The following is a 23,133-nucleotide window of genomic DNA, read 5'->3' as shown; positions in this document are numbered from 1 at the left end:
GCTTCCAGGTGTCGACTACTGCGGCCTTCACCGGCATCACCACCGACGCCAACTCGCTCACCATCACCCCGAGCAGCGGCAGCGTCAACCAGACTATTTATGTGCGCCTGAGCGGCGCTTCCGCCGGCACTGCCAACAGCAGCGGCGTGATTATTCTCAATGGCGCCACCATCACCCACACCAGCAGCCCGGCCACGCCGAAAAACCTGACGGTGAATGGGAACATCGTTGTAGAACCAACGGTGAGCTCCAACATTGCGGCCACCACCGTGGGCTTCAACTCGGCCACCATCTCACTGAGTGACTTCGTACCCGGTACCGGTATCTATGCCCTGATAGTGGTGCGCGCCGCCGGTACTCCGGCCGTAGCCCCCACCGATCAGACGGCCTACACTGCCAACACCGTGTACGGCAACAACGGCGCGGCCTCCATCACCGGTCCCGGCAACTACGTGGTGCTGTCCGATATCGACGTGTCGGTAACCGTCACCGGCCTCAGCGCCAGCACGGCCTACACTGCCGACGTGTACGATTACAACGCTGATACCCCCGTGGACGGCGTGACGTTCGAAAACTACAAGCCCACGCCAAAGTCGGTAAACTTCACCACCACCACGACCCCGCTGGCCTACTACAACTTCACCAGCGGCGTGGCAGCAGCCTTCACCGCCACCAACGTGATGGCCTCGTCCTTCCAGCGCGGCGGTGGCCTCACGGTGAACACCGCCGCCGCCAGCGCGGGCACGTTTGCTTCCAGCGGCTACGGCACCAACTTTACGGCCAACGACTACGTGGGCTTTAGCATCGAGCCAGCCAGCACCTACCAGCTGAACCTGACGAGCCTGACCTACACCGACATCATTGGCACCGTCAACGGGCCGAGCACGATTGAAGTACGGGCCAGCACGACGTCCGATTTCAGCGGCACCGTGGTTAACCTGGCCACTTATACCACCAGCACCACCAGCACCGAGCGGACTATTTCGCTGACTGGTACGGCCTTTCAGGGCCTGAAAGTGCCCGTGTACTTCCGCGTCTACGGCTACGCTGCCGGTACTTCTTCCGGCGTGTACCGCATTGACAACGTGAACGTGTTCGGGACGGTGGAGCTGGCGCCGGTTGTGGCTGAAATCAACGTGAAGAACCCCGCTGGTACCGACGTGGCCACGGGCGGCACTTACGACTTTGGCACGGTACAGCCCGGCACCACGGCCACGGCTACCTTCACCATTCAGAACCTAGGCACGGCCAACTTGCTGCTGACCGGCACTCCGGCCGTACAGGTTGAAGCCGGCGGCTCCACGGAGTTCACCGTTACGGCCCAGCCCGCCACCACGACCATTGCCGGGGCAGGCAGCACCACCTTCACCGTGACCTACACCCCGTCGGCCCTGACGGCGCAGACGGCTACGCTGACCATTGCCAACAATGACAGCGACGAAAACCCGTACCGCATTGTGCTCAACGGCCTGGTAGCCCAGCCCTACGTCTGGAACGGCACCGGCACCAACTGGAACACGGCCAGCAGCTGGACGCCCGCCCGCACCATCGTGGATGCTGCCGACGTGCTCGTATTCGACGGTACCGTGACGCCGACGGCGACGGTAACGCCGAACTTCAGCTCCCCGCAGACCGTGGCCCAGCTGATTTTCCGCAACGGCGTAACGGCTAATTTCAATAACACCGGTACCCGCGTGCTGAACATCACCAACGGCAACAGCACCGACGCGGACTTCGTTATCGGCGCCGGCTCCACGCTTACCGTCACGGGCAGCAGCGCCAGCACCGGCTTCACCTTCCAGCTGGGTACCGGCGCTACGGCCCTCGTGGCCGGCAGCCTGATCTTCAACCAGGGCCCGAACCGCCTGCAAGCTACCAGCCCCGCCAGCATCGAGTTTGTTAGCGGCAGCTCCTACCTGTCGGGTGCTGACGAGTCGGGCAGCCCCTTTGGCTCTATTGCGGCCAACGCCAACAGCGTAACCTTCCGCAACGGCTCCCGGGCCGAGCAGGCCAACGGCACCCAGATTTTCGGCCTCACGGCCCCAGCAACGACCATCGTGCTGGAGCCTACCAGCCTGTACGTCTACAGCAACGCCGTTACCGGCTCAACGCCCCCGCTGTCTAACCGCACTTTCGGTAACCTGGAGTTCAACGTGGGCAACGGCATCAACACTAGCTCCACTTCGGGCGGAGCACTGACCATTGCCGGCAACCTGACCGTGACCAGCGGCAACGTGGGACTGAACCTGGCCAACACGATTTCGGTGGCCGGCAACATCAGCGTAAACGGTACGAGCACGCTCACCTTTAGCCCTTCGGCCGTGCAGACGCTGAGCCTGAACGGCACCACAACTCAGACCATCGGGGGCACCGCTGCCGCCACGGCTCTGACCTTCGGTCCGAATGCTACGCTGCAGGTCAATAACGCCGCTGGCGTGGTGCTGGCGATGCCCGTCGCGCTGAACCGGCTGACGCTGACCTCCGGGGTGCTGACTACCACGGCCACCAACCTGCTCACGCTGAACGCCCCGGCTACCCTTACCGGTGGTAGCAACACGAGCTACGTGGCGGGTCCGCTCGCCCGGGCTTCAGCCGCCGGCGCTTCGGCACTCACTTTCCCTGTGGGCAAAGGCGGCAAGTTCCGCCCCGCGACGCTGACTATCGAAACTCAGACCAACCCGACGACCTACGTTGCGGAGCTATTCAACTCCTCGGCCCGTACCACGGCCGTACAGGCTCCGCTGACCCGCGTATCGGCCATTCGCTACGTGAACATCACGCCCCAGGGCGGCCAGCCCGATGGCTTCCGCGGCACCGTGACCTTGAGCTTCGATACCGATGACGCCGTTACCGACCCGAGCCTGGCCTCGCTGGTAGTGGCCAAGCGCAGCCTCAGCACCGACCCCTGGATCAACATTGACCGTTCGGCCAGCACTGGCACGGCCAACAGCGGCGCTTTCGTGGCCGGTACGCTCACTTCGGGCGCCTTCACCTCGTTCAGCGACTTCGCCCTGGCCAGCACCGACCCTGCTTCCGTCGACAACCCGCTGCCCGTGGAGCTGACCCGCTTCTCGGCGGCTTGGCAGGCCGACGGCGTGCAGGTGAAGTGGGCCACGGCCTCGGAAAAGAACAACGCCCGTTTTGAGGTGCAGCGCTCCGCCGATGGCAAAGAGTTCAGCACCATTGCTACCGTGCAAGGGCAAGGGCAGAGCACCCGCGCCCACGCCTACGCCTTCCTCGACCGTCAGCCCCTGACGACGGTGGCTTACTACCGCCTGCGCCAGGTTGACTTCGATGGCAAAGCCTCACTGTCGCCAAAGGTGACCGTGGAGGCCGCTACTACGGTAAGCGTATTCCCGAACCCGGCCCGCACCGAGCTGCACGTGCTGCTGCCCGCCACGGCTCACTACCGCGTGCTGAGCACGGTAGGCAGCGTGGTACTCGAAGGGAACTCGGCCAATGGCGGTGCAACGCTCAACGTGGCAAGCCTGCCTGCCGGCATGTACCAGCTGGAGGTGACGTCCGCCGCTGGGCGGGTGGTGCGCAAGTTCATCAAGGAGAACTAACCGCTACGCTTCCGAATCGAGCCAAACAAAAAGGCCTCCCGCACTGCGGGAGGCCTTTTTGTTTGCGCTATGCGCAGCATCGGGCTGGAATCAGACGAGTAGGCTGTTGGCACCCGAATGCAACGGTAGCGCCTTTAGCGCCCGGGCCGCAGCAAGTAGTTAGGTTGAAGTATAATGAAGTGTAGTGTAATTGCATTTATCAAATTGATTTTAAAATTATTTTAATAAAATCTTAGCTTAATACAGGTGGATTATGATATATTTCAAACGGAAATAATTTCCAGGTTCCGTTCCATTCACTCTATGTAGCAAACTCGTATGGCTCCACTTCTCCTCTCGCGCCTTGTTCGGTCTCTGCTTTTGCTGACGGGAATACTGCTGCTGCCCCTGGTGGGAAGAGCCCAAGCTACCGTCTATACCTGGAACGTAGCCGTCGGCAACGTCAGTACCGCTGCCAACTGGACGCCCACGCGCACGGTGGCCCGCAACACGGACGTCTTGGAAATCAACGGGAACGTGACGGCTGCCCCAACTATCACCATTGACGCCGACTTTACGGCTGCCCAGCTACGCTTCACCAACAGCGTGAATGCAATTCTATCGGTGAGCGGGGCGCCCGAATCTATCACGCTCAACGGGGACGGCACAAGCATCCCGGACCTGCTGATCAACTCCGGCGCAACCGTCACCTTCCGGGGTACCGACAAGAATGCCGACCTGATCATGACTCTAAACGGGGGCGCCACCGCCAACATTTCCGGCACCCTGATTTTCACCAACAGCAATTCGGCACCCGGGCAGAAGCAGTCGACCCACCTGCTGTCGGGCACGCTGAATTTTCTGGCGGGGAGCACCTTTCGGGCCGACCCCGGCACGCTGGGCTTTCCGTTCGGGGGCAACGCCAACTCGGCCGTCTTCCATGCCGGGTCCACCTACGTGCAAAACAGCGGCAACTCGCCCATGGGCAACAACGGCGACGTCACGGCCTTCGCCGACGGCAGCGCCTACATCTACACTGCCGGTACCTTTGCCACCACGGGGCGCAGCTACGGCGGGCTCGAGTTTCGGGCCAGTGCCAGCGTCACCAGCGGCACACTGAACGTCAAGAACAATCTGGTCATTACCAGTGGCACGGTGAATTTAAGCCCGACCACGCTCAACCTCAACGGGACGGTGGCCCAGAGTATTGAAGGCGCCGGCACGCTGACGCTGGGTCCGGTAACGGGCGTCGTCATCAACAACGCGGCCGGGGTGGTACTGGCCCGGCCCCTGACTATTGCCGGGAGCCTGGCCCTGACCAACGGTAAGCTGGCTACCACCTCGGTTAATCCGCTCACTCTCGGCGCCGGTGCCGGCCTGACGGGTGGCAGCGCCAACAGCTTCGTAAACGGTCCGCTCACCCGCACCCTGACTTCCACGGCGGCCAACACTGCCCTGTTTTTCCCCGTCGGCGCAGGCTCAAACTACCGCCCCCTGACGCTCACGCTCACCCAAAGCACCAACGCTGCCACCACGTACACGGCCCAGCAGGTGGAGGGCCGGCCCACGGCCCGCGCTACCTCCGGCGAGGTCCAGCGGGTGTCTGCCATACGCTACTACACCCTGAGTAGCGCCGGCTCGCCGTTCACCAACGGCAGCATCAAGCTCAGCTATGGCCTCAACGACCAGGTGGATGCCGCCGACAAGCTGCGCGTAGCCCGCAGCAACGGCGCGGCCTGGGTTAGTCAGGGCGGCAGCGGCAGCATGTCCTCCAACGGTACCACGTCCTTCGCCGGCGACATCACCTCCAGTGTCCCGTTCACTCAGCTCGGCGAGTTTGTGCTCGGCAGCAGCAGTAATAGTGAGAATAGCCTCGGCAACAACCCGCTGCCCGTGGAGCTGACGCGCTTCTCGGCGGTACGACAGGGCGCGGGCGTACAGCTACAGTGGGCCACGGCTTCGGAGAAGAACAACGCCTACTTCCAGCTGGAGCGCTCCACCGACGGGCAGCCATTCACGGTGCTGAGCCGGGTAGCCGGGCAGGGGCAGAGCCAACAGGCACACGCCTACACCTACCTCGACCGGCAGCCGCTGAGCACGCTGGCTTATTACCGCCTGCGCCAGGTTGATACGGACGGTAATGCCTCCCTCTCGCCCACGGTGGCCGTGGCCGCGGCAGGCACGGTGCAGGTGTACCCAAACCCAGTGCAGAGCCAACTCTACGTGCAGCTGCCCGGAGCGGCGCAGTACCGAATTCTCAACGCGCTGGGCCAGGTGATGCAGCAGGGGCAGGCGCAGGAGGGCTTACTCACGCTGCCGGTTGCCGAGTTGCCAACGGGCATTTACCAGCTCGAGCTCTGTTCCGACGCCGGCCGAACCTTGCACAAAATCAGCAAATAGCAGTGGCGGCTGTCCGCTGATTTCCTGAGCTGATAGCTCAGGCTAAGGCCAGGTCAGAAACGCAATTAGCCATTACGGTTCATTGCGTTTACGACCTAGCCTTGGTGCGTCAGCAAAGTCAGGCTGCTACCAGCCTCAGTAAAGGGATGGATGGGAAAGTAAGCCGTGTAACCAATATTCTGTGCTAATTAGGGGCGGAACCAAGGGCCGTAAGTCTGCGTTTGGTACTTTTTGAATAAAATTTTCTCTATATTGCGAGCTTAATGTATTAATCAGGCTTTAGAGCTGCGCTTTAAGCTGCGCAAAAAGTGGTTGTGATTCGTTCATAAACAGGTTTTTACCTGTCTCAATACTCAAACTGCTCTTACATCGAAAAAACAAACTGCACTATGAAAAAGCCTACTGCCACTCGTTTGCTTCCTGTGGTTCTCCTGTTTCCCGTTGCACTTAGCTATACGGCGGATGCGCAAACTGCAGTGCAGAATTTCGATGGAGCCAACACTAATAACGATACTTCATTGGGCTATCGAGGAACTCCAACTATCAGGAGTGGTGCGGCAGTAAGCCCCGCTACTAATGCTGGCTCCAACTACTCCTATTCCGGAACCTCTTCCTGGGGAATCACTAACAGCACTCAGCGGCTGGATTTCCGACAGCGAACCTTTGCCACTGGATCAACAGGTAACTACATTCAGTTTCGGGTGGCCGCTTGGGGATTAGCTGCTGGCGCTGGATTAGACGGTGACGATGTGGTTGATTTGTTCGTAAGCATAGACGGTGGGGTAACTTACACCAACAAGCTACGCGTAACTGGAAAGACCAATGGTCAGGGAAATGCATTCTGGTATTTTGGTTCTTCCACAACCCCAAACACTCTTGCTTACGCTAGTAGTGCTAATCCTACTTCGTATGGATCTTCTACCACAGGCACCCAAAACTTTAACAATGGTAGCTTCGACTTCTTCCGTTTGACGCTTCCTGCCGGGGTCCAGACTGTCCAGTTCTACATAGTTGCTAATACTACTGCTGCCGATGAGCTCTGGACAATCGACGATGTTACAGTCGGCAGCAGCGCCCCACTGCCAGTAGAGCTCACCGCTTTCGAGGCCCTGCGCCAAAACAACGCCGTGCTGCTGAAGTGGGCCACGGCCAGCGAGAAAAACAACGACCGGTTCAGCGTGGAGCGCAGCGCCGATGGCAAGGACTTTAAAGCTATTGCTACCGTGCGCGGCAGTGGCTCGACCACCAAAACTACCTCGTATTCGGTTACCGATAAGGAGCCGCTTACGGGCCTGAATTATTACCGCCTGCGTCAGATTGACACCGAAGGCCAGTTTTCCTACTCGCCAGTCCGGGTGGTGCAGGTCGGAGCGGCCGCCTTTGCTTATCCGAGCCCGGCTACCAACCGCCTCAACGTACCCGTGGCGCTGGCCAGCAGCGCTTACCGAGTAGTCAACAGCGTAGGCCAGACCGTACTACGCGGCGTGGTGCCCGCCAGCGGAGTGGTTGAAGTCAGTAAGCTGCCGACGGGAAGCTACTTCCTGCAGATCGGGGAGGGCAAAGACCAGGTAACTCAGCGTTTCCTGCGTAAGGACTAACCTTGCTTAACAAACCCAAAAAGGCCGGTTCCTGTCAGGAACCGGCCTTTTTTGTTGGCATAATCGAAGAACGACTAAACCGAGAAACTGTCGCCGCAGCCGCAGGTGCGGGAGGCGTTGGGGTTGTCGAAGTAAAAGCCCTTGCCGTTGAGGCCATCCGAGAAGTTGAGCTCAGTGCCGGCCAAGTACAGGAAGCTTTTCATGTCCACGACCACGCGCACGCCTTTATCCTCAAATTCCTGATCCATGGGCTTTACCTCGTTGTCGAAGTCGAGCTTGTAGGAAAGGCCCGAGCAACCGCCGCCGGCCACGGAGGCGCGCAGACGGTAGGTAGCGTCCAGCTCCGCGTCGTGCATGAGCTTTTCAACTTTCTCCTTGGCTTTATCAGAAACGGTAATCATGGCTTGAAACGAACTAGGGAAACGAAGTAAACCCGATGGCTGACCGGGCGTGGACAAAACACGCCGCGGCGGGTTCTGGTTTCCGGAAATTAACTGCTTGGGTTCAGCACCACGCTGAACACGGTGATGGTATTCAGGTCGCGGCCGTAATAAAGCTTGTCGAGGGCTTCGTAGGCATTGTGGGCGCGGAAGTAGGAGGTTTGCAACTCCCGGTCGCCGCGGGCCCGCCACTGGATGGTGTAGGAGCTTTCCGTATCCCGAAAATCCTTCACGTAGGCCAGCATCTTGCGCAGGGCATCGAGCCGGTCGTGACCTTCCTCGTAGCGCAACAGGAAGCTCTGGTGGTGGCGGGGGTTGACCGTAATCAGGTCGAGGCGGACGCGGCCATCCAGCTGGCGGAAGTCAAACAGCAGGTTGCCCGGGCCCATGCCCAGATGATCCTCAATCTGCTTCTGAATCCGGCTGCTTTCGACGTGTAGGTCTTCCATTCAGGTGCCAGGTGCCAGTTATGAGTTGCCAGCCGTCAGTTCGTTGAACGAATGCTGGCAACTGGCAACCCGCAACTGGAAACAGATTAGTGGTGGCTCTTGGCTTCTTCGAGGACGGCCAGGCCGTTTTTCACCCGATAGTCGTTGATAGCCGACTTGATGGCGTCTTCGGCCAGCACCGAGCAGTGGATTTTCACCGGCGGCAGAGCCAGCTCTTCCACAATCTCCATGTTGTCGATGGCCAGGGCCTCGTCCACGGTTTTACCTTTCAGCCACTCCGTCGCCAGCGACGAAGAAGCAATGGCCGAGCCGCAGCCGAACGTCTTGAACTTGGCGTCGGTGATGGTGTTGGTGGTTTCGTCCACTTCAATTTGCAGGCGCATTACGTCGCCGCACTCAGGAGCGCCCACCAGGCCGGTGCCGACGTTCTTTTTGCTTTTGTCCAGCGTGCCCACGTTGCGGGGGTTGCTGTAGTGGTCGATTACTTTATCGGAGTAAGCCATGGCTTTTTGGAAATTTAGATGTCAGATTTTAGAACTTGGAACTTAGAGCTAACGCCAAAACCAGGTTCTTGACTCTCAGTTCTAAGCGCTAAAAATTAATGCTCAGCCCACTCGATTTTGCTTAGGTCGATGCCCTCTTTGAACATCTCCCACAGCGGCGACATCTCGCGGAGCTTGGTAACAGCCTCTTTTACGTGGTTGATGGCGTAATCGATCTGCTCGTCGGTGGTAAAGCGGCTCAGGCCGAAGCGCAGGGAGCTATGGGCGAGGTCGTCGCTGAGGCCCAGGGCCTTGAGCACGTAGGAGGGCTCGAGCGAAGCCGAGGTGCAGGCCGAACCCGACGATACGGCGAGGTCTTTCACGCCCATCATCAGGCCTTCACCTTCCACATACTTAAAGGAGATGTTGGCCACGTGGGGCAAGCGGTGTTCGCGCGAACCATTCACGTAGCTTTCTTCCAGCGTCAGGAGCTCTTTCTCGAGCCGGTCGCGCATTTTGCTCAGACGCTCGGTGTCGGCGGCCATTTCGAGGCGGGCCAGCTCGCAGGCTTTGCCCAGACCCACGATGCCAGGCACGTTGAGCGTGCCGGAGCGCATGCCGCGCTCGTGCCCGCCACCGTCCATCTGGGCCGTTACCTTCACCCGCGGGTTTTTGCGACGTACGTACAGGGCACCCACGCCCTTCGGACCGTACATTTTGTGGGCCGTGAAGGCCATCAGGTCGATGCCGTCGGCAATGACGTCCACCGGAATCTTACCCACGGCCTGGGTGCCGTCGGTCATGAACAGGGCGCCGTGCTTGTGGGCAATAGCGGCAATTTCGCGAATCGGCTGAATGGTGCCGGTTTCGTTGTTGCCGTACATGATGGTTACCAGAATCGTCTCGGGCGTCATGGCGGCTTCGAGGTCGGCGAGGCTGATAAGGCCTTCGGCATCCACGGGCAGGTAGGTCACGCGGCCCCCGAGCTTCTCGATGTGCTTGCAGGTGTCCAGCACGGCCTTGTGCTCGGTAGTGGCCGTAATGATGTGGTTGCCTTTCTGGCTGTACATCTCGAATACGCCCTTGATGCCGAGGTTGTCGGATTCGGTGGCGCCCGAGGTGAAGATGATTTCTTTGGGGTCGCAGTTAATCAATGCCGCAATCTGCTCACGGGCGTAATCAACGGCTTCTTCCGCGGCCCAGCCGAAGGGGTGGTTGCGGGAAGCGGCATTGCCGAATACCTCGGTCAAATACGGCATCATGGCCTCCAGCACGCGCGGATCCAGCGGCGTGGTGGCGTTGTTGTCGAGGTAGATAGGTAGCTTGAGCATGGCTCGAAGGATGTAAATCAGCGAAAAACCAGAGGAAAACCCGTGAATCGTACCGGAGAATGATTCGCGGGTAGAACATGAAAACCGGGAAACAGGTTTTACTTTGCCCCCACAAAAGTAGATATATTCCAAATAAGACCCACCAGCTTCCCCACCCAACTTTCATGTTTACCAACCTCGAACACCTGGGCCTGGCCGTCCACGACCTGCCGGCCGCCACGGCTCTCTACACCACGCTGCTCGGGCAGCCGCCCTACAAGACCGAGCACGTCGAAAGCGAAGGCGTTGATACGGTGTTTTTCCGGGTTGGCGGCTCCAAAATTGAGCTGCTGGCCGGCACCACCCCCGACAGCGCCATCACCAAGTTTCTGAGCAAAAAGCCGCAGGGCATTCACCACGTGGCTTTCGAGGTGGCCGACATCCGGGCGGAAATGGCGCGGCTGCGGGCCGAGGGTTTCGTGTTGCTCAACGAAGAACCCAAGTACGGCGCCGACAACAAGCTCGTGTGCTTTGTGCACCCCAAAAGCGCGGCCGGCGTATTAGTGGAGCTCTGCCAGTCTATTTCCGCCCCCGACCATGAGTAGTAACTTTTTCCGCCAGGAGGTGGATGCCGCCGTCGATGCCCTGCTGCTCCAGCAGGTGATTCTTTACCCGACCGATACGGTATGGGGCCTGGGCTGCGACGCGGAAGTGCCCGCGGCCGTGGACCGGCTCTACAAGCTGAAAAACCGCCCGGCCGAAAAAGCCTGCATCGTGCTGGTGGCCGACGAGGCCATGTTTGCCAAGTATGCCGCCGTGGTGCCCCCGAACTTGGCCGAGCTGCTGGCCGGGCAACAGCGGCCTACCACCTACATCGTGCCCGGCAGCCGCCATTTGGCCCCCAATCTATTGGCTCCCGACGGCACCATCGGGCTGCGGGTGGTTACTGCCGACGAGTTTTGCCACAAAGTGGTGCGCCGCCTCGGGCACGGGCTGGTGTCGACGTCGGCGAATCTGAGCGGGGAGCCCACGGCGGCCGTCTACGCGGAAGTGGCGCCGGCCATCGTGCGCGGGGCCGACTACGTGGTGAACTGGCGGCAGGACGACCAGACGCGCAGCACGCCTTCCCGGGTGGTGCGCGTACTGCCCGACGGCGGCCTGGAAGTGGTGCGGGAATAGTAGCCTATATTCTCTACGCGCCTCTATTCATTCTGGGGAAACCCAACGAAGCAGACCAGCCTTTGAACTGGAGAAACCTCTTTTTTAGTAGAAAGCCCTGACGTTAGCATCCGTCGGGGCTTTTGATTTTAAGAATGCTTGGTGCGTTGTCCGGGACGAATTGCTTCGGCCTTCGTCCTGGCAATGACAATAGGGAAAGGCGCAATGCGGGCTGGGGCTTACCTTTGTGGCCGTCTGGCTTTCCGCATTGCACTTATGAACCCTCCGCAGCTTCCCGAGAATCCCTTGTTTCGCACCATTGCCGAGGCCGCCGGCGAGCTGGGCTACCCGGCCTATGTCATTGGGGGCTTCGTGCGGGATTTGGTGCTCCAGCGTCCCAGTAAGGACGTGGACGTGGTCTGCGTAGGTGACGGCATCAAGCTGGCCCAGGCCGTGGGGCGCAAGCTGCCGGGCAAGCCGCGGGTGACGGTATTCAAGAACTTCGGCACGGCCATGCTGCCTACCGACACCGTGGAGCTGGAGTTTGTGGGGGCGCGCAAGGAAAGCTACCGGGCCGAGAGCCGCAAGCCCGAGGTGGAGGCCGGCACGCTGGAAGAAGACCTGGCCCGCCGCGACTTCACTATCAACGCCCTGGGGCTGAGTTTGAACCCCCAGGACTTTGGCACCCTCGTGGACCGCTACGACGGCATGGGGGACTTGCAGCGCAAGATTATCCGCACCCCGCTCGACCCGGACATCACCTTTTCGGATGACCCGCTGCGCATGATGCGGGCCGTGCGCTTTGCCACCCAGCTCAATTTCGACATCGAGCCCGACACCTACGACGCCATTGCCCGCAACAAGGACCGCATTAAGATTGTGTCCCAGGAGCGGATTACGGATGAGCTCAACAAGATTATCCTGGCTGCCAAGCCCAGCTACGGCTTCAAGCTGCTGTTTCAGACGGGGCTGCTCCACCTGATTTTTCCGAAGATGGCCCTGCTCTACGGAGTGGAAAAGGTGGGCAAGCACGCCCACAAGGACAACTTCTACCACACTTTGCAGGTGCTCGACAACGTGGTGGACGCCGACGGCGACCTGTGGCTGCGCTGGGCCGCCATCCTGCACGACATTGCCAAGCCCGCCACCAAGCGCTATTTCCCCAACGTAGGCTGGACTTTCCACGGCCACGAGGACAAGGGCGCCCGCTGGGTGCCGCAGATTTTTACGGATCTGAAATTGCCCCTCGGGGAGGAAATGCGGCAGGTGCAAAAGCTCGTGCGCCTGCATCTGCGGCCCATTGCCCTAGTCAAGGAAACTGTGACCGACTCGGCGCTGCGGCGGCTGCTGTTCGAAACCGGCGACGATATTGACCGGCTCATGCTGCTCTGCCGGGCCGACATTACGAGCAAAGACCACCAGCGCAAGGAGCGTTATCTGCGCAACTTCAGCGTGGTGGAAGAAAAGCTAAAGGAAGTAGAGGAGAAGGACCACCTGCGCAACTTCAAGCCCGTCATTACGGGGGAAGTTATCATGGAAACCTTCGGGTTGAAACCGTCCAAGGAAGTGGGCGAGCTGAAAAATGCGGTGCTCGAAGCCATTCTGGACGGCAAGATCAGAAACGAGTTTGAGGAAGCCTTTGCCTACCTGTTGCAGCAGGGACAGGCAAAGGGCCTTCCTCCGGGTCACCTTTCACTCACCAGTAAGTAAACCCAATTTCTCGTTGTATGCTCGAAAGATGGAGGCCGGGGCCCGAGGGTTGCCCGGCCTCCATTTTTATTTGTCAGAAAGGTACGCTCGGATTGTGAGCGGCGCGTGAAGGCCGGTTGCCCGCACGCTGTATTTCGTTACGTAAGTACCTGACCAATTGGTTGTGCATTATATAGGGCAGCGGCGGTATAAATAGTTCCGACCGGCTCGCACAACTTATCCGGGGCGAAAAAAACTAGTCAACTAAAGACGTCACGCGGGACGAGCCCGATACTTCTTTGCGGACGCTGGTTGGTTTGCCGGCGTAGCCCAGGCGGCTGGCTCCACTCAGGTCGGCGCGCAGGCGGTCCGTCACGTTGACCTTGGCCTTGCTCATGCCGGAAAGCTCCACCTCGGCGCGCTGGCTTTTCAGTTCCAGGGCGTTGATCTGGCAGACGCCGGTGCCTTCCACCTTCAGCTCGGTGGCCGAGCCGCGCAGGTCGGTCTGGCAGGCTCCGCTCAGATCCAGCGTCAACTGGGGCACGTCCACGGCGAGGGCCGCGTTGCAGGCGCCGCTCTGCTCCACTTTCAGGGGCTGACCGCGGAAGCCGGCCACGTTGGCCCGGCAGGCGCCGTTGAGCTCCAGGTAGCGCAGCTCGGGCAGTTCCACGCGCACCAGGATGGGCTTGCGGTTGCTGGTGAAGTTACCGAAGAAGGAAGAGCGAAGGGAGTGAATCGTGAGCTGGTCGCCGTTGGTGTCCACGCGCAGGTTCCGCAGGTCGCTGTCGGTGCCGGCAGCTTCCACCTTGAACGCGCTGCCCTGGCGTACATACACCCGGTAGGCCCCGCTGGCTTCAATCTGGCGGAAACCGCTCAGATTGAAGGTGCGGCGGCCGGAGCCGTATTCGGCGGGATTGGCCGAGAAGTTCGACTTGGGTATGTCGAAGCTGACGCCCACGTTGTCGTTGTCGGTGTTGACGCGGACCCGCATGTTGCCCTCGTCGGTGTGGATGTTCACCACCTCGTCGGTGGTGTCGGTGTCCTCGTCGTATTCGTCGCCAAAGTCATCCCCGCGCAGGTCCTCGGCCGAGCAGTCCACGCACTCGAGCTGGTTGTTGCGCAGCCGGAACAGGTGGTTTTCCGGCTTTTCGGGGCGCTGGTCGTTCACGAAGTTGGCGCTGTTCATCCAGTAGGAGAAGTCCTCGCTGAGGCGGAAGGTCTTGTTGCGGGGCAGGTGCACGGTCAGGCGCAGGTTCTGGTCGCGGTAGGAGGCCTCGGGCAGGAAGGAGAAATGGTCGTCAAACACGAGGGTCGTGTCGTTGGCCTGGCGCACGGTGTAGCCCATGGAGGTGGCCGCCGTGCGGGCGCCTTCGGCTTCGGTAGCGCCCTTGGCCGAGAAGGTTTTATCGACGCTCACCACCGCGCCGCTGTCGGCGGGTACAAACTCGATTTCCACGTCCTGGTCGTTGCTGCGGTCTACGTGGCGGGTATCCAGAAACAGGGTTGGCGTGGCGCTCAGGCCGGGGAAGCTCTGCTGCTGCACCTGCTGCCCTTCGTTCTGGAAGTTGTGGCTGATGCGGGCAACGGAGAAGATGCAGCCGATAACGCTCAGCAGCCACAGGCCAAACAAGGACAGGCCCACGGTCCGGGTTAGCACGGTGCGGCGCAGCAGCAGGCCGAGGCCCGAGAGCAGCATGGAAATAGCCGGAATGATGGCCGCCATGTAGAAGGCCAGAATCGACCAGCCGGGCAGGTCCCGGATGAGAATGTGCACCGGCACGTCGCCCATCACGATGTTCTGCGACTCCGGAATCCAGCCCAGGCCCGCGGCCAGGGCAATGGTGAAGCCCACCAGCAGCGAGAGGCCAATCAGAATCAGCATGGCGCCGGCGAAGATGCGGATGGCCGAGCCGATAAAGTTGAGCAGGGGGCGCAGGTTGCGGAACAGATCCTCCAGAAACAAGCCCAGGGGGCGGTTGGCGTTTCCGGCAGCCTCACCGGACTCAGCAGTAAAAGCCGTGTTGCGCAGGTTGTTGTCGATACCCGAGAGCGTGACGGCGTCGCCGCGCATGCGCATCTTGTCCGACACGGTTTGGCTTCGGGCAACAGAATCCAGAGGATGATGTAGAGTGGAATGGCCGAGCCGCCGGCAAAGAGCAACACCAGAAAGGCAATGCGGATAGCTACCACATCGACCTTGAAGTACGCCGCCAGACCGGCCGAGACGCCGCCGATTTTGCCGGCATCCGTGTCGCGGAAGAGCTTGCGGAAGGTGGGGTCTTCGTTGGCCGGCACCGCGTCGTAACGCTTGGGCAGCGCAATCCAGAGCACCACGTACGTCAGGAACGCCACGCCCCCCAGGTCGAAGCCTTCGAAGTGGAAGTTGTCGCCGTCGAAGTTGAACATGCTGTGCAGCAGGGGCCGGGTAAAGAGCACCAGCAGGAAGCCCAGCCGCACCCAGAGTGGATTCACGGCGAAGTAGCGGGCAATACCGGCGGCGACGCCCGCAATCTTGCGGTTGGCCATGTCGCGGTACAGGCGGCGGGGCTCGTCGGTGGCGGCAGTGGCCGAAGCGCCGTCGCCGGCCGCGCTGGCCCCGTCGGCGTAGCTGGTATAGGCGGCGGGGCCGCCGGCCAGGGCTTCTTCCTCTTCCTCGGCCTCATCAGCGCTCTGGAAGTCGCTCACGCGGCCCATCTTGGCGACCATCGCCTGCACGTCTTCGAGCGTGATAATCTGCTTGGTGGCCGACGTGCGGGCGCTGAACAGCTCGGCAATGCGGCTCTCGATGTCGGCCACAATTTCTTCGTGCCCCCGGTAGCCGGAAAAGTGGGCCTTCACCTCCGCCAGGTAGCGGCTGAGCACTTCGTAGCCATCTTCTTCGATGTGGAAGATAAGGCCTTGGAGGTTGATGCTGATGTTCTTTTTCATCTCAGTACTGCAAATCAAGAGTGACTCAATAAGAATGGACCGGGCCGGCTACTGGTGGGGCGGGGTGGCGGTACCATTGAGGTGAGGCTTCTGGCGAATGATGCGGATCGAGTCCGATACTTCTTCCCAGGTTAGGCGCAGCTGGTGCAGGAATTCCTGGCCGACCTCCGTGAGCGTGTAGTATTTGCGGGGCGGCCCGGAGGTCGACTCCTTCCAGGTGTAATCGAGCAGGCCGGCGTTTTTGAGGCGCGTGAGCAGCGGATAGAGCGTGCCTTCCACGACAATCATGCGGGCGGCGGTGAGCTCGTCCAGCATGTCGGAAGCGTAGACCTCGCCACGGGCAATGATTTCCAGGATGCAGAACTCCAGGATGCCCTTCCGCATCTGCACTTGGGTGTTCTCTACTGTCATGGGCTTGGGCAGAAATCGGTGAAGAATGAAACAAAGATAATAGAAGGTACTATGCAACGCAAGGTACTTGTAAAATATATTTTTGGTTGTTCATCCTGCCGCCGCGCAACCCTAGTACCGGGGTACTGCAAGTGGATGAGGAAAAAGTAACAAGCGGGGCGCGTCGTCAGGGAATAGCAGAACGGGCTTAGGAGCGCGTTGAGGCTGGTTTTGTCCGCTCACCGCCGGGAGCAAGCCGGAAAGCTTGCCGGCTGCTGCACTATAAATAAGTATCTTGCGTTCGTGGTGCGGACCAACCGCACAGCTTCCTTTTTTATTCTATGCCGCACTTCTCCCGACCTATCTTTCTACTTGCGGGTGCTGGCCTGAGCCTGGGCCTGGCCACCGGCGCCGCGGCCCAGACCCGCGACCTGACGCCCAAGTACAGCAACGAATTCCTCAACATCGGGGTAGGGGGCCGGGCCCTGGGTATGGGCAAGGTGCAGGTCAGCCTGGCCGGCGACGCCACGGCCGGCTACTGGAACCCCGCCGGCCTGCTCGACCAGAAGCACAAGTATGACGCGGTGCTGATGCACTCGGAGTTGTTTTCGGGCATCGTCAAGAACGACTACGCCGCCTTTTCCATGCCCCTCGACGATAAAAGCGCCATCGGGGCCAGCCTGATCCGCTCCGGCGTCGACAACATTGCCGACACCCGCAACCTGATCAACGAGTACGGCTACATCCAGTACGACAAAATCCGCTACTTCTCGGTGGCCGACTACGCCCTGCTGCTCTCGTACGCGCGCAAGTTGGGCAACATCGAAGGCCTTAAGCTGGGCGCCAACGGCAAGATCATCTACCGCAATGTGGGCTCCTTTGCCAACGCCTGGGGCTTCGGTATTGATGCTGGCTTGCAGTACGACCACGGCGGCTGGCGCCTGGGGTTGATGGCCCGCGACATTACCACCACCTTCAACGCCTGGTCCATCAACGCCGACGAGTTCAAAGGCTCCGCTTCGGCCAACGACCCGATTCCGACCAACAGCACCGAAATCACCCTGCCACGCTTTGTGCTGGGTATCGGCCGCAGCTTCAAGCTGCCCGGTGAGTTGACGGCTCTCGTGGCCACGGACCTGGAAATGACCACCGACGGACAGCGCAACACGCTCGTCTCGAGCAAGGCCGTCAGCATCGACCCGCGGGCGGGGGTGGAACTGGGCTTCAAGGACCTCGTATTCCTGCGGGGCGGCGTGGGCAACTTCCAGAAAATCCAGGCCTTCACCGGCAAGGACGAGTGGAAAAGCCAGCCTAGCCTGGGCGTGGGCGTGGCCCTGAGCGGCCTGCGCCTGGATCTGGCCCTCTCGCGCCTGGCCGTGGAAAAGCTCGGCGACGCCACCCAGACCAATTCCATCATCGTCTCGCTGGGGTACGGGTTTAAATAAGGAACAGAAACGGCCCGCGGGCCTTCCGGAGCGGTTGAACGAATACTTTTCAGCTGCTGCCGGAAGTTGCGCCGGACCTTATTACTCGCTATGAAACAACGTTACACCTCATCCTATCTGTGGAGTTGGGGCCTGCTCGTGCTGGGCTTGCTGCTGGGCAGCGGCCTGACGGCCCGGGCGCAGTCGGGGCCTTACGGCAACGAGTGGATTGTGCCCGGCCAGCAGTACTATAAGATCCGGCTGGCCCAGAACGGCATCTACCGGCTCGATTACGCCTACCTGACCCAGGCCGGCATCAGCGGCGTAAACCCCCAGCGCTTCCAGCTCTGGCGGCGGGGCAAGGAAACAGCCATCTACGTGGGCGGCAACAACCCCACGGTACTCGACAACTCCACCTACATCGAGTTCTACGGCCAGCGCAACGACGGCGCCCTCGACCGGGGCATGTACAAAAACCCGGCGGACCAGGCCCAGCGCAACTACAGCCTCTACACCGACACGGCCGCCTACTTCCTGACTTGGTCGGCCACGGCCCAGGGCCGGCGCATGGCCCAGCCCAACGTGAACCCCGTCGGCGGCAACCACCCGTACTGGATTCAGCCGCGGCTGGCAGTGCAGGCCGACCGCTACAGCAACGTCAACGAAATGACGGGCGTCTACCAGCAGTGGATGGAAGCCGGTGAGGGTTTCTTGTCGCGCCATTATGGAAAAGGGCAAGACAATTTTCGGGATATTATTAGTGCTGGCACTTTGCCCATTGACTCTGTGTGGAGCAAGACCACCAACGGCCCTCAGCCCCAGTTAGAAATGCTGCTGACTGGTGCTAGTGGTTTGCCTAATACTATTGTGGCCCACACTGGGAATATTTATGTGCTGGAGCCGGGTACCGGTAACAAACGCCTAATTCGCTCTTTTGTAATTCCTAACTTCGATCAGCTCAAGATTGTAACTCCGCTACAACGCTCTGAACTGGGACCCGACGGAAAAGTACAGGTACGCATTGAGATGAACACTGGTGCCAATCCTACAGTACCCCTAGACTGGGTTAGTTTCTCCTACCTGAAAGTTACCTTTACACAGACGGCCCGGTGGTTTGCCGGGCGCCGTAGCTTCAGCTTCAGCAACGACTCTACGCTGGGCTCTGCGCCTGCCTACTACACGCTCGACAGCATTCCGACCACGGTGCGGGGCTTCGATATTACCGATCCTTACAATCTGCAGCGTATTGAAGGTTTGGCCGGCACAGGCACCAAGCGTAGCTACGTTTTTCCCAGTGCTACTCCAGGCAGCCCGGCTCGCAAGCTGTTATTGGCCGACGTGGCGCGGCCTCTGTCACCTCTGTCAATTCAGCGGGTCCAGTTCCGGACTATTTCCCCGGCAGCTTACAACTTTCTGATTGTAAGTCATCAGGCGCTGATGAAGCCTGCTGGCGGCAGCCAAAACCCGGTACGCGAATATGCTGCTTATCGGGCCTCGACGGCCGGCGGACGTTACGACACACTTGTAACAACTGTCGGGCAGCTCTACGACCAGTTTCACTACGGCGAGAAATCAGCCTTAGCCATTCGCCAGTTTGCGCAGTACATGCTTACCAATACTCGTCCTAAGTCGCTGTTGCTGCTTGGTAAAGGGTTGATAACCGGGGAGTATGGTCTTGGTGGATACTTCAGAAAGAACGAGGCTATTTATTCCCCCACCGTACGAGACCTGGTACCCACCAGCACCCGTGGAGGAGGGGACATCTTCTTTACGGCTGACTGGCAGAACAGCAACTACGCGGGCCGGATGGCTACGGGTCGGATTTCGGCGCAAACCTCATTGGAGGTCCTCAACTACCTAAACAAGCTCAAGGAGCATGAAGAAGTAATCAGTCGGCCCGACGGCCCGGACATGGCCTGGCGTAAGAACGCACTACATCTGTTGGGCAACCAAACGGCTAATGAAGTAACGGAGTTCGGCTATTACCTGAATAAGTATAAGCGTCGAATCGAAAGCCCGCTGTTTGCGGGTACGGTCGTGAAGACGTATTCTAAAACGGATCCTGGATTGCCGGCCAGCATCAACATCTCGAACGAGCTAAATGCTGGCTTATCCATTATCAACTATTTCGGCCACGGCTCCCAGTCTGATCTGGAGTTGGATATCGGCAATATCCGTCAGGATCCTAGCCGAGGCAACAATAAGGGCAAATACCCGGTCATGTTTGTGAATGGCTGTGCAGCAGGCAATTCGTTTTCGCTTAACAATGCTCGCTATCCTGAAGACTGGTTACTGGTAGCCGATAAAGGATTGATTGGATTTATGGCGGAGTCGAGCTTTGGCTTCACCACGGAAATCGATGCCCTGCAAGATAAGACCTTTGAGCTGCTGTTGAACGACCCGCAGTGGTACGGCAAGCCGGTGGCTGAAATCCAGAACGAAGTAGGACGCCGCCTGCAAAACACGGCGTTGAATACGGAGCTGGGCCATTCCACCATCATGTGCACCGTCTGGCACGCTGATCCGGCCCTGCGCTTGTTCTCGCCGCCGCTGCCGGACTTTACCTACGGCGCGCCAGCTCTCGAACTCAAGCCCATCGGCGCCGGTCCGATTCTGTCCACTACCCCGCAGTTTCAGCTGCTGGTGAAGGTGCGCAACCCCGGCAAGGTCACCTACGACAAGCTGGACATCTCGGTGAAGCGCAGCTTCGACGGCACCACCCGGGCCGACGAAATCTACACCTTCAACGGCCTGCGCCAGGCTCTGCGCGACACCACCTACGTGCTGACGCTGGACAACACCGGTTCGCCCTTCGGTACCAATACCTTCACCACCACGCTCGACTACCAGAATCGGGTGGCGGAGCTCAACGAGCAAAACAACACGGCCACGACTTCCTTCGTGTTTGTGCGGCCCGGCATCACGCTGCTCAACCCGCCGGAGTTTGCCATCGTCAATTCTAATAACCTGCGCCTAGTAGGCCAGACCAACGTGGTGCGGGCCAGCCGGCCCTTCGAAGTGGAGCTGGACACGGTGCCCACATTCAACAGCAGCCTAATCCGGCGCACTATCGTGACGGCCCCGGTGGTGGCGGAGTGGCGGCCCAAGGTGCCCGTCATTGCCAGCCGTGACAGTGTGGTGTGGTACTGGCGCATGCGCTTTCAGACCAAGCTGGACCCGAGCGAAAACACGGAGTGGAGCGTCAGCTCATTCCGGGTTATCAACAGCGGCCCCGGCGGCTGGTCGCAGAGCCACCACGGGCAGTTTCAGCGCGACGAACTACAGCGCCTGAACGTGGCCGCGCCGTCGGGCAAATGGTCGTTTGACGACCAGACCCTGGCCGTGCGACTGCGGACCCAGGGCGCCACGAAAGGTGCCGTCACCTTCGATGCCACCTACGGCGTGCAGCTCGGGGCCGACCAGCTTTCCGTGCTTTCCTGCGGCATCGGCGTGCCCAACATCCTCGTGTCGGTTATCGACGGCAGCACGCTTAAGTCGATGCGCAACATCGCCGGCGGGCCCTACGACTCCTGCGGCGTTGCTCCCAACCGCTTCTACCATTTTGCCACTTCCGCCACCGACAGCCTGAACTCGGCCACGCGCCAGCAGCAACTGCTGTCGTTGCTGACCAACGTACCAACCGGGGCCTACGTGGCGCTGGTGACGGTGAACCGGGTGAACTTCTCGGCCATGTCGCCGGCCGTGAAAGCGGCGTTGGCAGCCCTGGGCGCGCAGAAAGTAAGCCAGCTGCAAAACGGCGACGCCTACGTACTGCTGGCCCGCAGGGGCGCGGCCGGCCAGACCCAGGAAGCCACCTACGACCCTGGCCAGCCCGGCGCCCGCACCGAGCAGGTGGCCAGCCTGACCAGCACCCTGCGCTCGAACAGTGCCAGCGGGGTGCTTACCTCGACGCTGATAGGTCCGGCCCAGAAGTGGGAAACGCTCTACCACACCGTGCGCACCGAGCCGTCCGACAGCTACGTGCTCCAGCTCGTTGGCGTGGATGCTCAGCGCAAAGAGCAGGTAATTCAGGCCAACGTCACGAACCGGACCCTGCCGCTGACCAGCGTGTCGGCCACCCAGTATCCGTATCTGAAGCTGCGGTTGGTGCTGCGCGACACCCTCAACCGCACGGCGCCCCAGCTCAAGCAACTCATGGTAACTTACCAGGGCCTGCCTGAGGGCGTGGTGCGCGCCGACTCGGTGCTAGCCAAAACGCCCCTGGCCTACGACCCGGCTACGCTGACGGCCCAGGCTGCCACGGGCTACCTGAAGGTGCCGGTCGTGTTTCAGAACGTGTCGCCGTTGGCATTCGGTACCCCGCTGAAGGCTCGCATCACGGTGCGCAGCACCGGCGGCACCACCAACGCTGAGAAGGTGACGGAAGTGATTGTGCCGAACCTGGATGCCAACAAAGCCCTCCAGTTTGACGCCACGGCCGACGTGCGCGACCTGAACGGGGACCTCACCCTGCAGGTCGACCTGAACATGAACAAGGACGGAGCGCGCCTGCCGGAGCTGTTCTACTTCAACAACGTGCTGACGCTGCCCTCGTTCCGGGTGGAAAGCAGCAACCTGCCGCCCGTGCTCGACGTGGCTTTCGACGGCCAGCACATCCTCAACGGCGACATTGTGAAGCCCCAGCCCTCGATTACCATCCTGATGACCGCCAGCAACCGCCTGCGGCCAATCAAGCAGGACAACGCCTTCGACGTGGTGCTGATCCGGCCCGACGGCACCCAGACCCGGGTGGATCTGCTGCGCGACAACAACATCGTCTTCACCGCCGACTCGGCCAAGGGCACGGCCCGCCTGGAGTATCAGCCCGGCAAAAACGGCGCCCTGCCCGATGGCGTCTACAAGCTGGAAGTGCAGGGCCGCGACGCCAACAACACCCAGGCCACGGTGGGCACCAAGTACTCCATCATGTTTGAGGTCATCAACGCCTCGACCATCACCCACCTCTACCCGTACCCGAACCCGATTACCAGCAAGGCCCGATTTGTATTCACGCTCACGGGAGCCGAGTTGCCCCGCAACATGAAAATCCAGATCATGACCCTGACCGGGAAGGTGGTGAAGGAAATCATGATGCCAGAGCTCGGGTCCGTACGCATCGGCAACAACATCACCGACTACGCCTGGGACGGCACCGACGAGTTTGGTGACCGGCTGGCCAACGGCACTTACCTCTACCGGGTGGTGATGGACGACCCGAACAAGCAATTTGACCGCCGCAAAACCGCCGGCGACAAGTCGTTCAAGAACGAGTGGGGGAAGCTGGTGCTGCTGCGCTAAGCTTTTCCCGATGCTTTGTCAG

At 60.4% G+C, this 23,133-nt stretch carries 15 protein-coding genes; 8 read left to right on the top strand and 7 right to left on the bottom strand.

The genetic code is table 11. From position 1 onward, the window contains the following. The 3 genes from EWM57_RS17185 to EWM57_RS21220 all read left to right on the top strand — a co-directional run. A partial coding sequence (locus EWM57_RS17185) for a choice-of-anchor D domain-containing protein (RefSeq protein WP_129922387.1) occupies positions 1-3,566 on the top strand: 3,566 nt, incomplete at its 5' end. 318 nt (positions 3,567-3,884) lie between these two features. Beyond that, the gene (locus EWM57_RS17180; protein ID WP_129922386.1) at positions 3,885-5,945 is read left to right on the top strand and encodes a T9SS type A sorting domain-containing protein; all 2,061 of its coding nucleotides are present in this window, start codon (positions 3,885-3,887) and stop codon (positions 5,943-5,945) included. 968 nt (positions 5,946-6,913) lie between these two features. Then, complete coding sequence (locus EWM57_RS21220) at positions 6,914-7,543, top strand: T9SS type A sorting domain-containing protein (RefSeq protein ID WP_165370555.1); 630 nt, start codon at positions 6,914-6,916, stop codon at positions 7,541-7,543. 74 nt (positions 7,544-7,617) lie between these two features. Here the strand turns inward: EWM57_RS21220 and EWM57_RS17170 are convergent, their stop codons facing one another. The 4 genes from EWM57_RS17170 to EWM57_RS17155 form a co-directional block, all read right to left on the bottom strand. Then, on the bottom strand, positions 7,618-7,944 hold the full coding sequence (locus EWM57_RS17170) for a HesB/IscA family protein (RefSeq protein ID WP_129922384.1): 327 nt from the start codon (positions 7,942-7,944) through the stop codon (positions 7,618-7,620). A gap of 89 nt (positions 7,945-8,033) precedes the next feature. Next, positions 8,034-8,432, bottom strand: a complete 399-nt coding sequence (locus EWM57_RS17165) for a hypothetical protein (RefSeq protein WP_129922383.1) — start codon at positions 8,430-8,432, stop codon at positions 8,034-8,036. 86 nt (positions 8,433-8,518) lie between these two features. Beyond that, positions 8,519-8,935: a Fe-S cluster assembly scaffold IscU gene (iscU, locus tag EWM57_RS17160; RefSeq protein ID WP_129922382.1), complete on the bottom strand. Its 417-nt coding sequence runs from the start codon at positions 8,933-8,935 to the stop codon at positions 8,519-8,521. Positions 8,936-9,030: 95 nt separating this feature from the next. Next, the gene (locus tag EWM57_RS17155; protein WP_129922381.1) at positions 9,031-10,245 is read right to left on the bottom strand and encodes an IscS subfamily cysteine desulfurase; all 1,215 of its coding nucleotides are present in this window, start codon (positions 10,243-10,245) and stop codon (positions 9,031-9,033) included. A 164-nt stretch (positions 10,246-10,409) separates the two neighbouring features. On the opposite strand from EWM57_RS17155, the gene mce reads away from it, so the two are divergent. The 3 genes from mce (at position 10,410) to EWM57_RS17140 (ending at position 13,092) form a co-directional block, all read left to right on the top strand. Next, the gene (gene mce / locus EWM57_RS17150) at positions 10,410-10,829 is read left to right on the top strand and encodes a methylmalonyl-CoA epimerase (RefSeq protein ID WP_129922380.1); all 420 of its coding nucleotides are present in this window, start codon (positions 10,410-10,412) and stop codon (positions 10,827-10,829) included. Beyond that, entirely contained in the window at positions 10,822-11,403 is a 582-nt protein-coding gene (locus tag EWM57_RS17145; RefSeq protein ID WP_129922379.1) for an L-threonylcarbamoyladenylate synthase, read from the top strand. The genes mce and EWM57_RS17145 overlap by 8 nt, the downstream gene beginning before the upstream one ends. Positions 11,404-11,658: 255 nt before the next feature. Next, the gene (locus tag EWM57_RS17140) at positions 11,659-13,092 is read left to right on the top strand and encodes a CCA tRNA nucleotidyltransferase (RefSeq protein ID WP_129922378.1); all 1,434 of its coding nucleotides are present in this window, start codon (positions 11,659-11,661) and stop codon (positions 13,090-13,092) included. A gap of 235 nt (positions 13,093-13,327) precedes the next feature. Here the strand turns inward: EWM57_RS17140 and EWM57_RS21950 are convergent, their stop codons facing one another. The 3 genes from EWM57_RS21950 to EWM57_RS17125 are packed head-to-tail and all read right to left on the bottom strand — an operon-like array spanning position 13,328 to position 16,410. Next, positions 13,328-15,034: a head GIN domain-containing protein gene (locus EWM57_RS21950; RefSeq protein WP_394345428.1), complete on the bottom strand. Its 1,707-nt coding sequence runs from the start codon at positions 15,032-15,034 to the stop codon at positions 13,328-13,330. Beyond that, positions 14,947-15,999 (bottom strand): PspC domain-containing protein, encoded by a 1,053-nt coding sequence (locus EWM57_RS17130; RefSeq protein WP_129922376.1) that lies wholly within the window; start codon positions 15,997-15,999, stop codon positions 14,947-14,949. The genes EWM57_RS21950 and EWM57_RS17130 overlap by 88 nt, the downstream gene beginning before the upstream one ends. Positions 16,000-16,047: 48 nt before the next feature. Next, the gene (locus EWM57_RS17125) at positions 16,048-16,410 is read right to left on the bottom strand and encodes a PadR family transcriptional regulator (RefSeq protein ID WP_129922375.1); all 363 of its coding nucleotides are present in this window, start codon (positions 16,408-16,410) and stop codon (positions 16,048-16,050) included. A 320-nt stretch (positions 16,411-16,730) separates the two neighbouring features. On the opposite strand from EWM57_RS17125, the gene EWM57_RS17120 reads away from it, so the two are divergent. After that, on the top strand, positions 16,731-17,834 hold the full coding sequence (locus EWM57_RS17120; RefSeq protein WP_129922374.1) for a putative type IX sorting system protein PorV2: 1,104 nt from the start codon (positions 16,731-16,733) through the stop codon (positions 17,832-17,834). Between the two features lie 90 nt (positions 17,835-17,924). Then, positions 17,925-23,111, top strand: coding sequence for a putative type IX secretion system sortase PorU2 (porU2, locus tag EWM57_RS17115; protein WP_129922373.1), 5,187 nt, complete (start codon positions 17,925-17,927; stop codon positions 23,109-23,111). Positions 23,112-23,133 lie beyond the last annotated feature (22 nt).

Origin of the sequence: Hymenobacter persicinus, from assembly GCF_004167665.1 — a bacterium.
Classification (GTDB): Bacteria; Bacteroidota; Bacteroidia; order Cytophagales; family Hymenobacteraceae; genus Hymenobacter; species Hymenobacter persicinus.
This window is presented reverse-complemented; position numbering and strand designations above follow the sequence as displayed.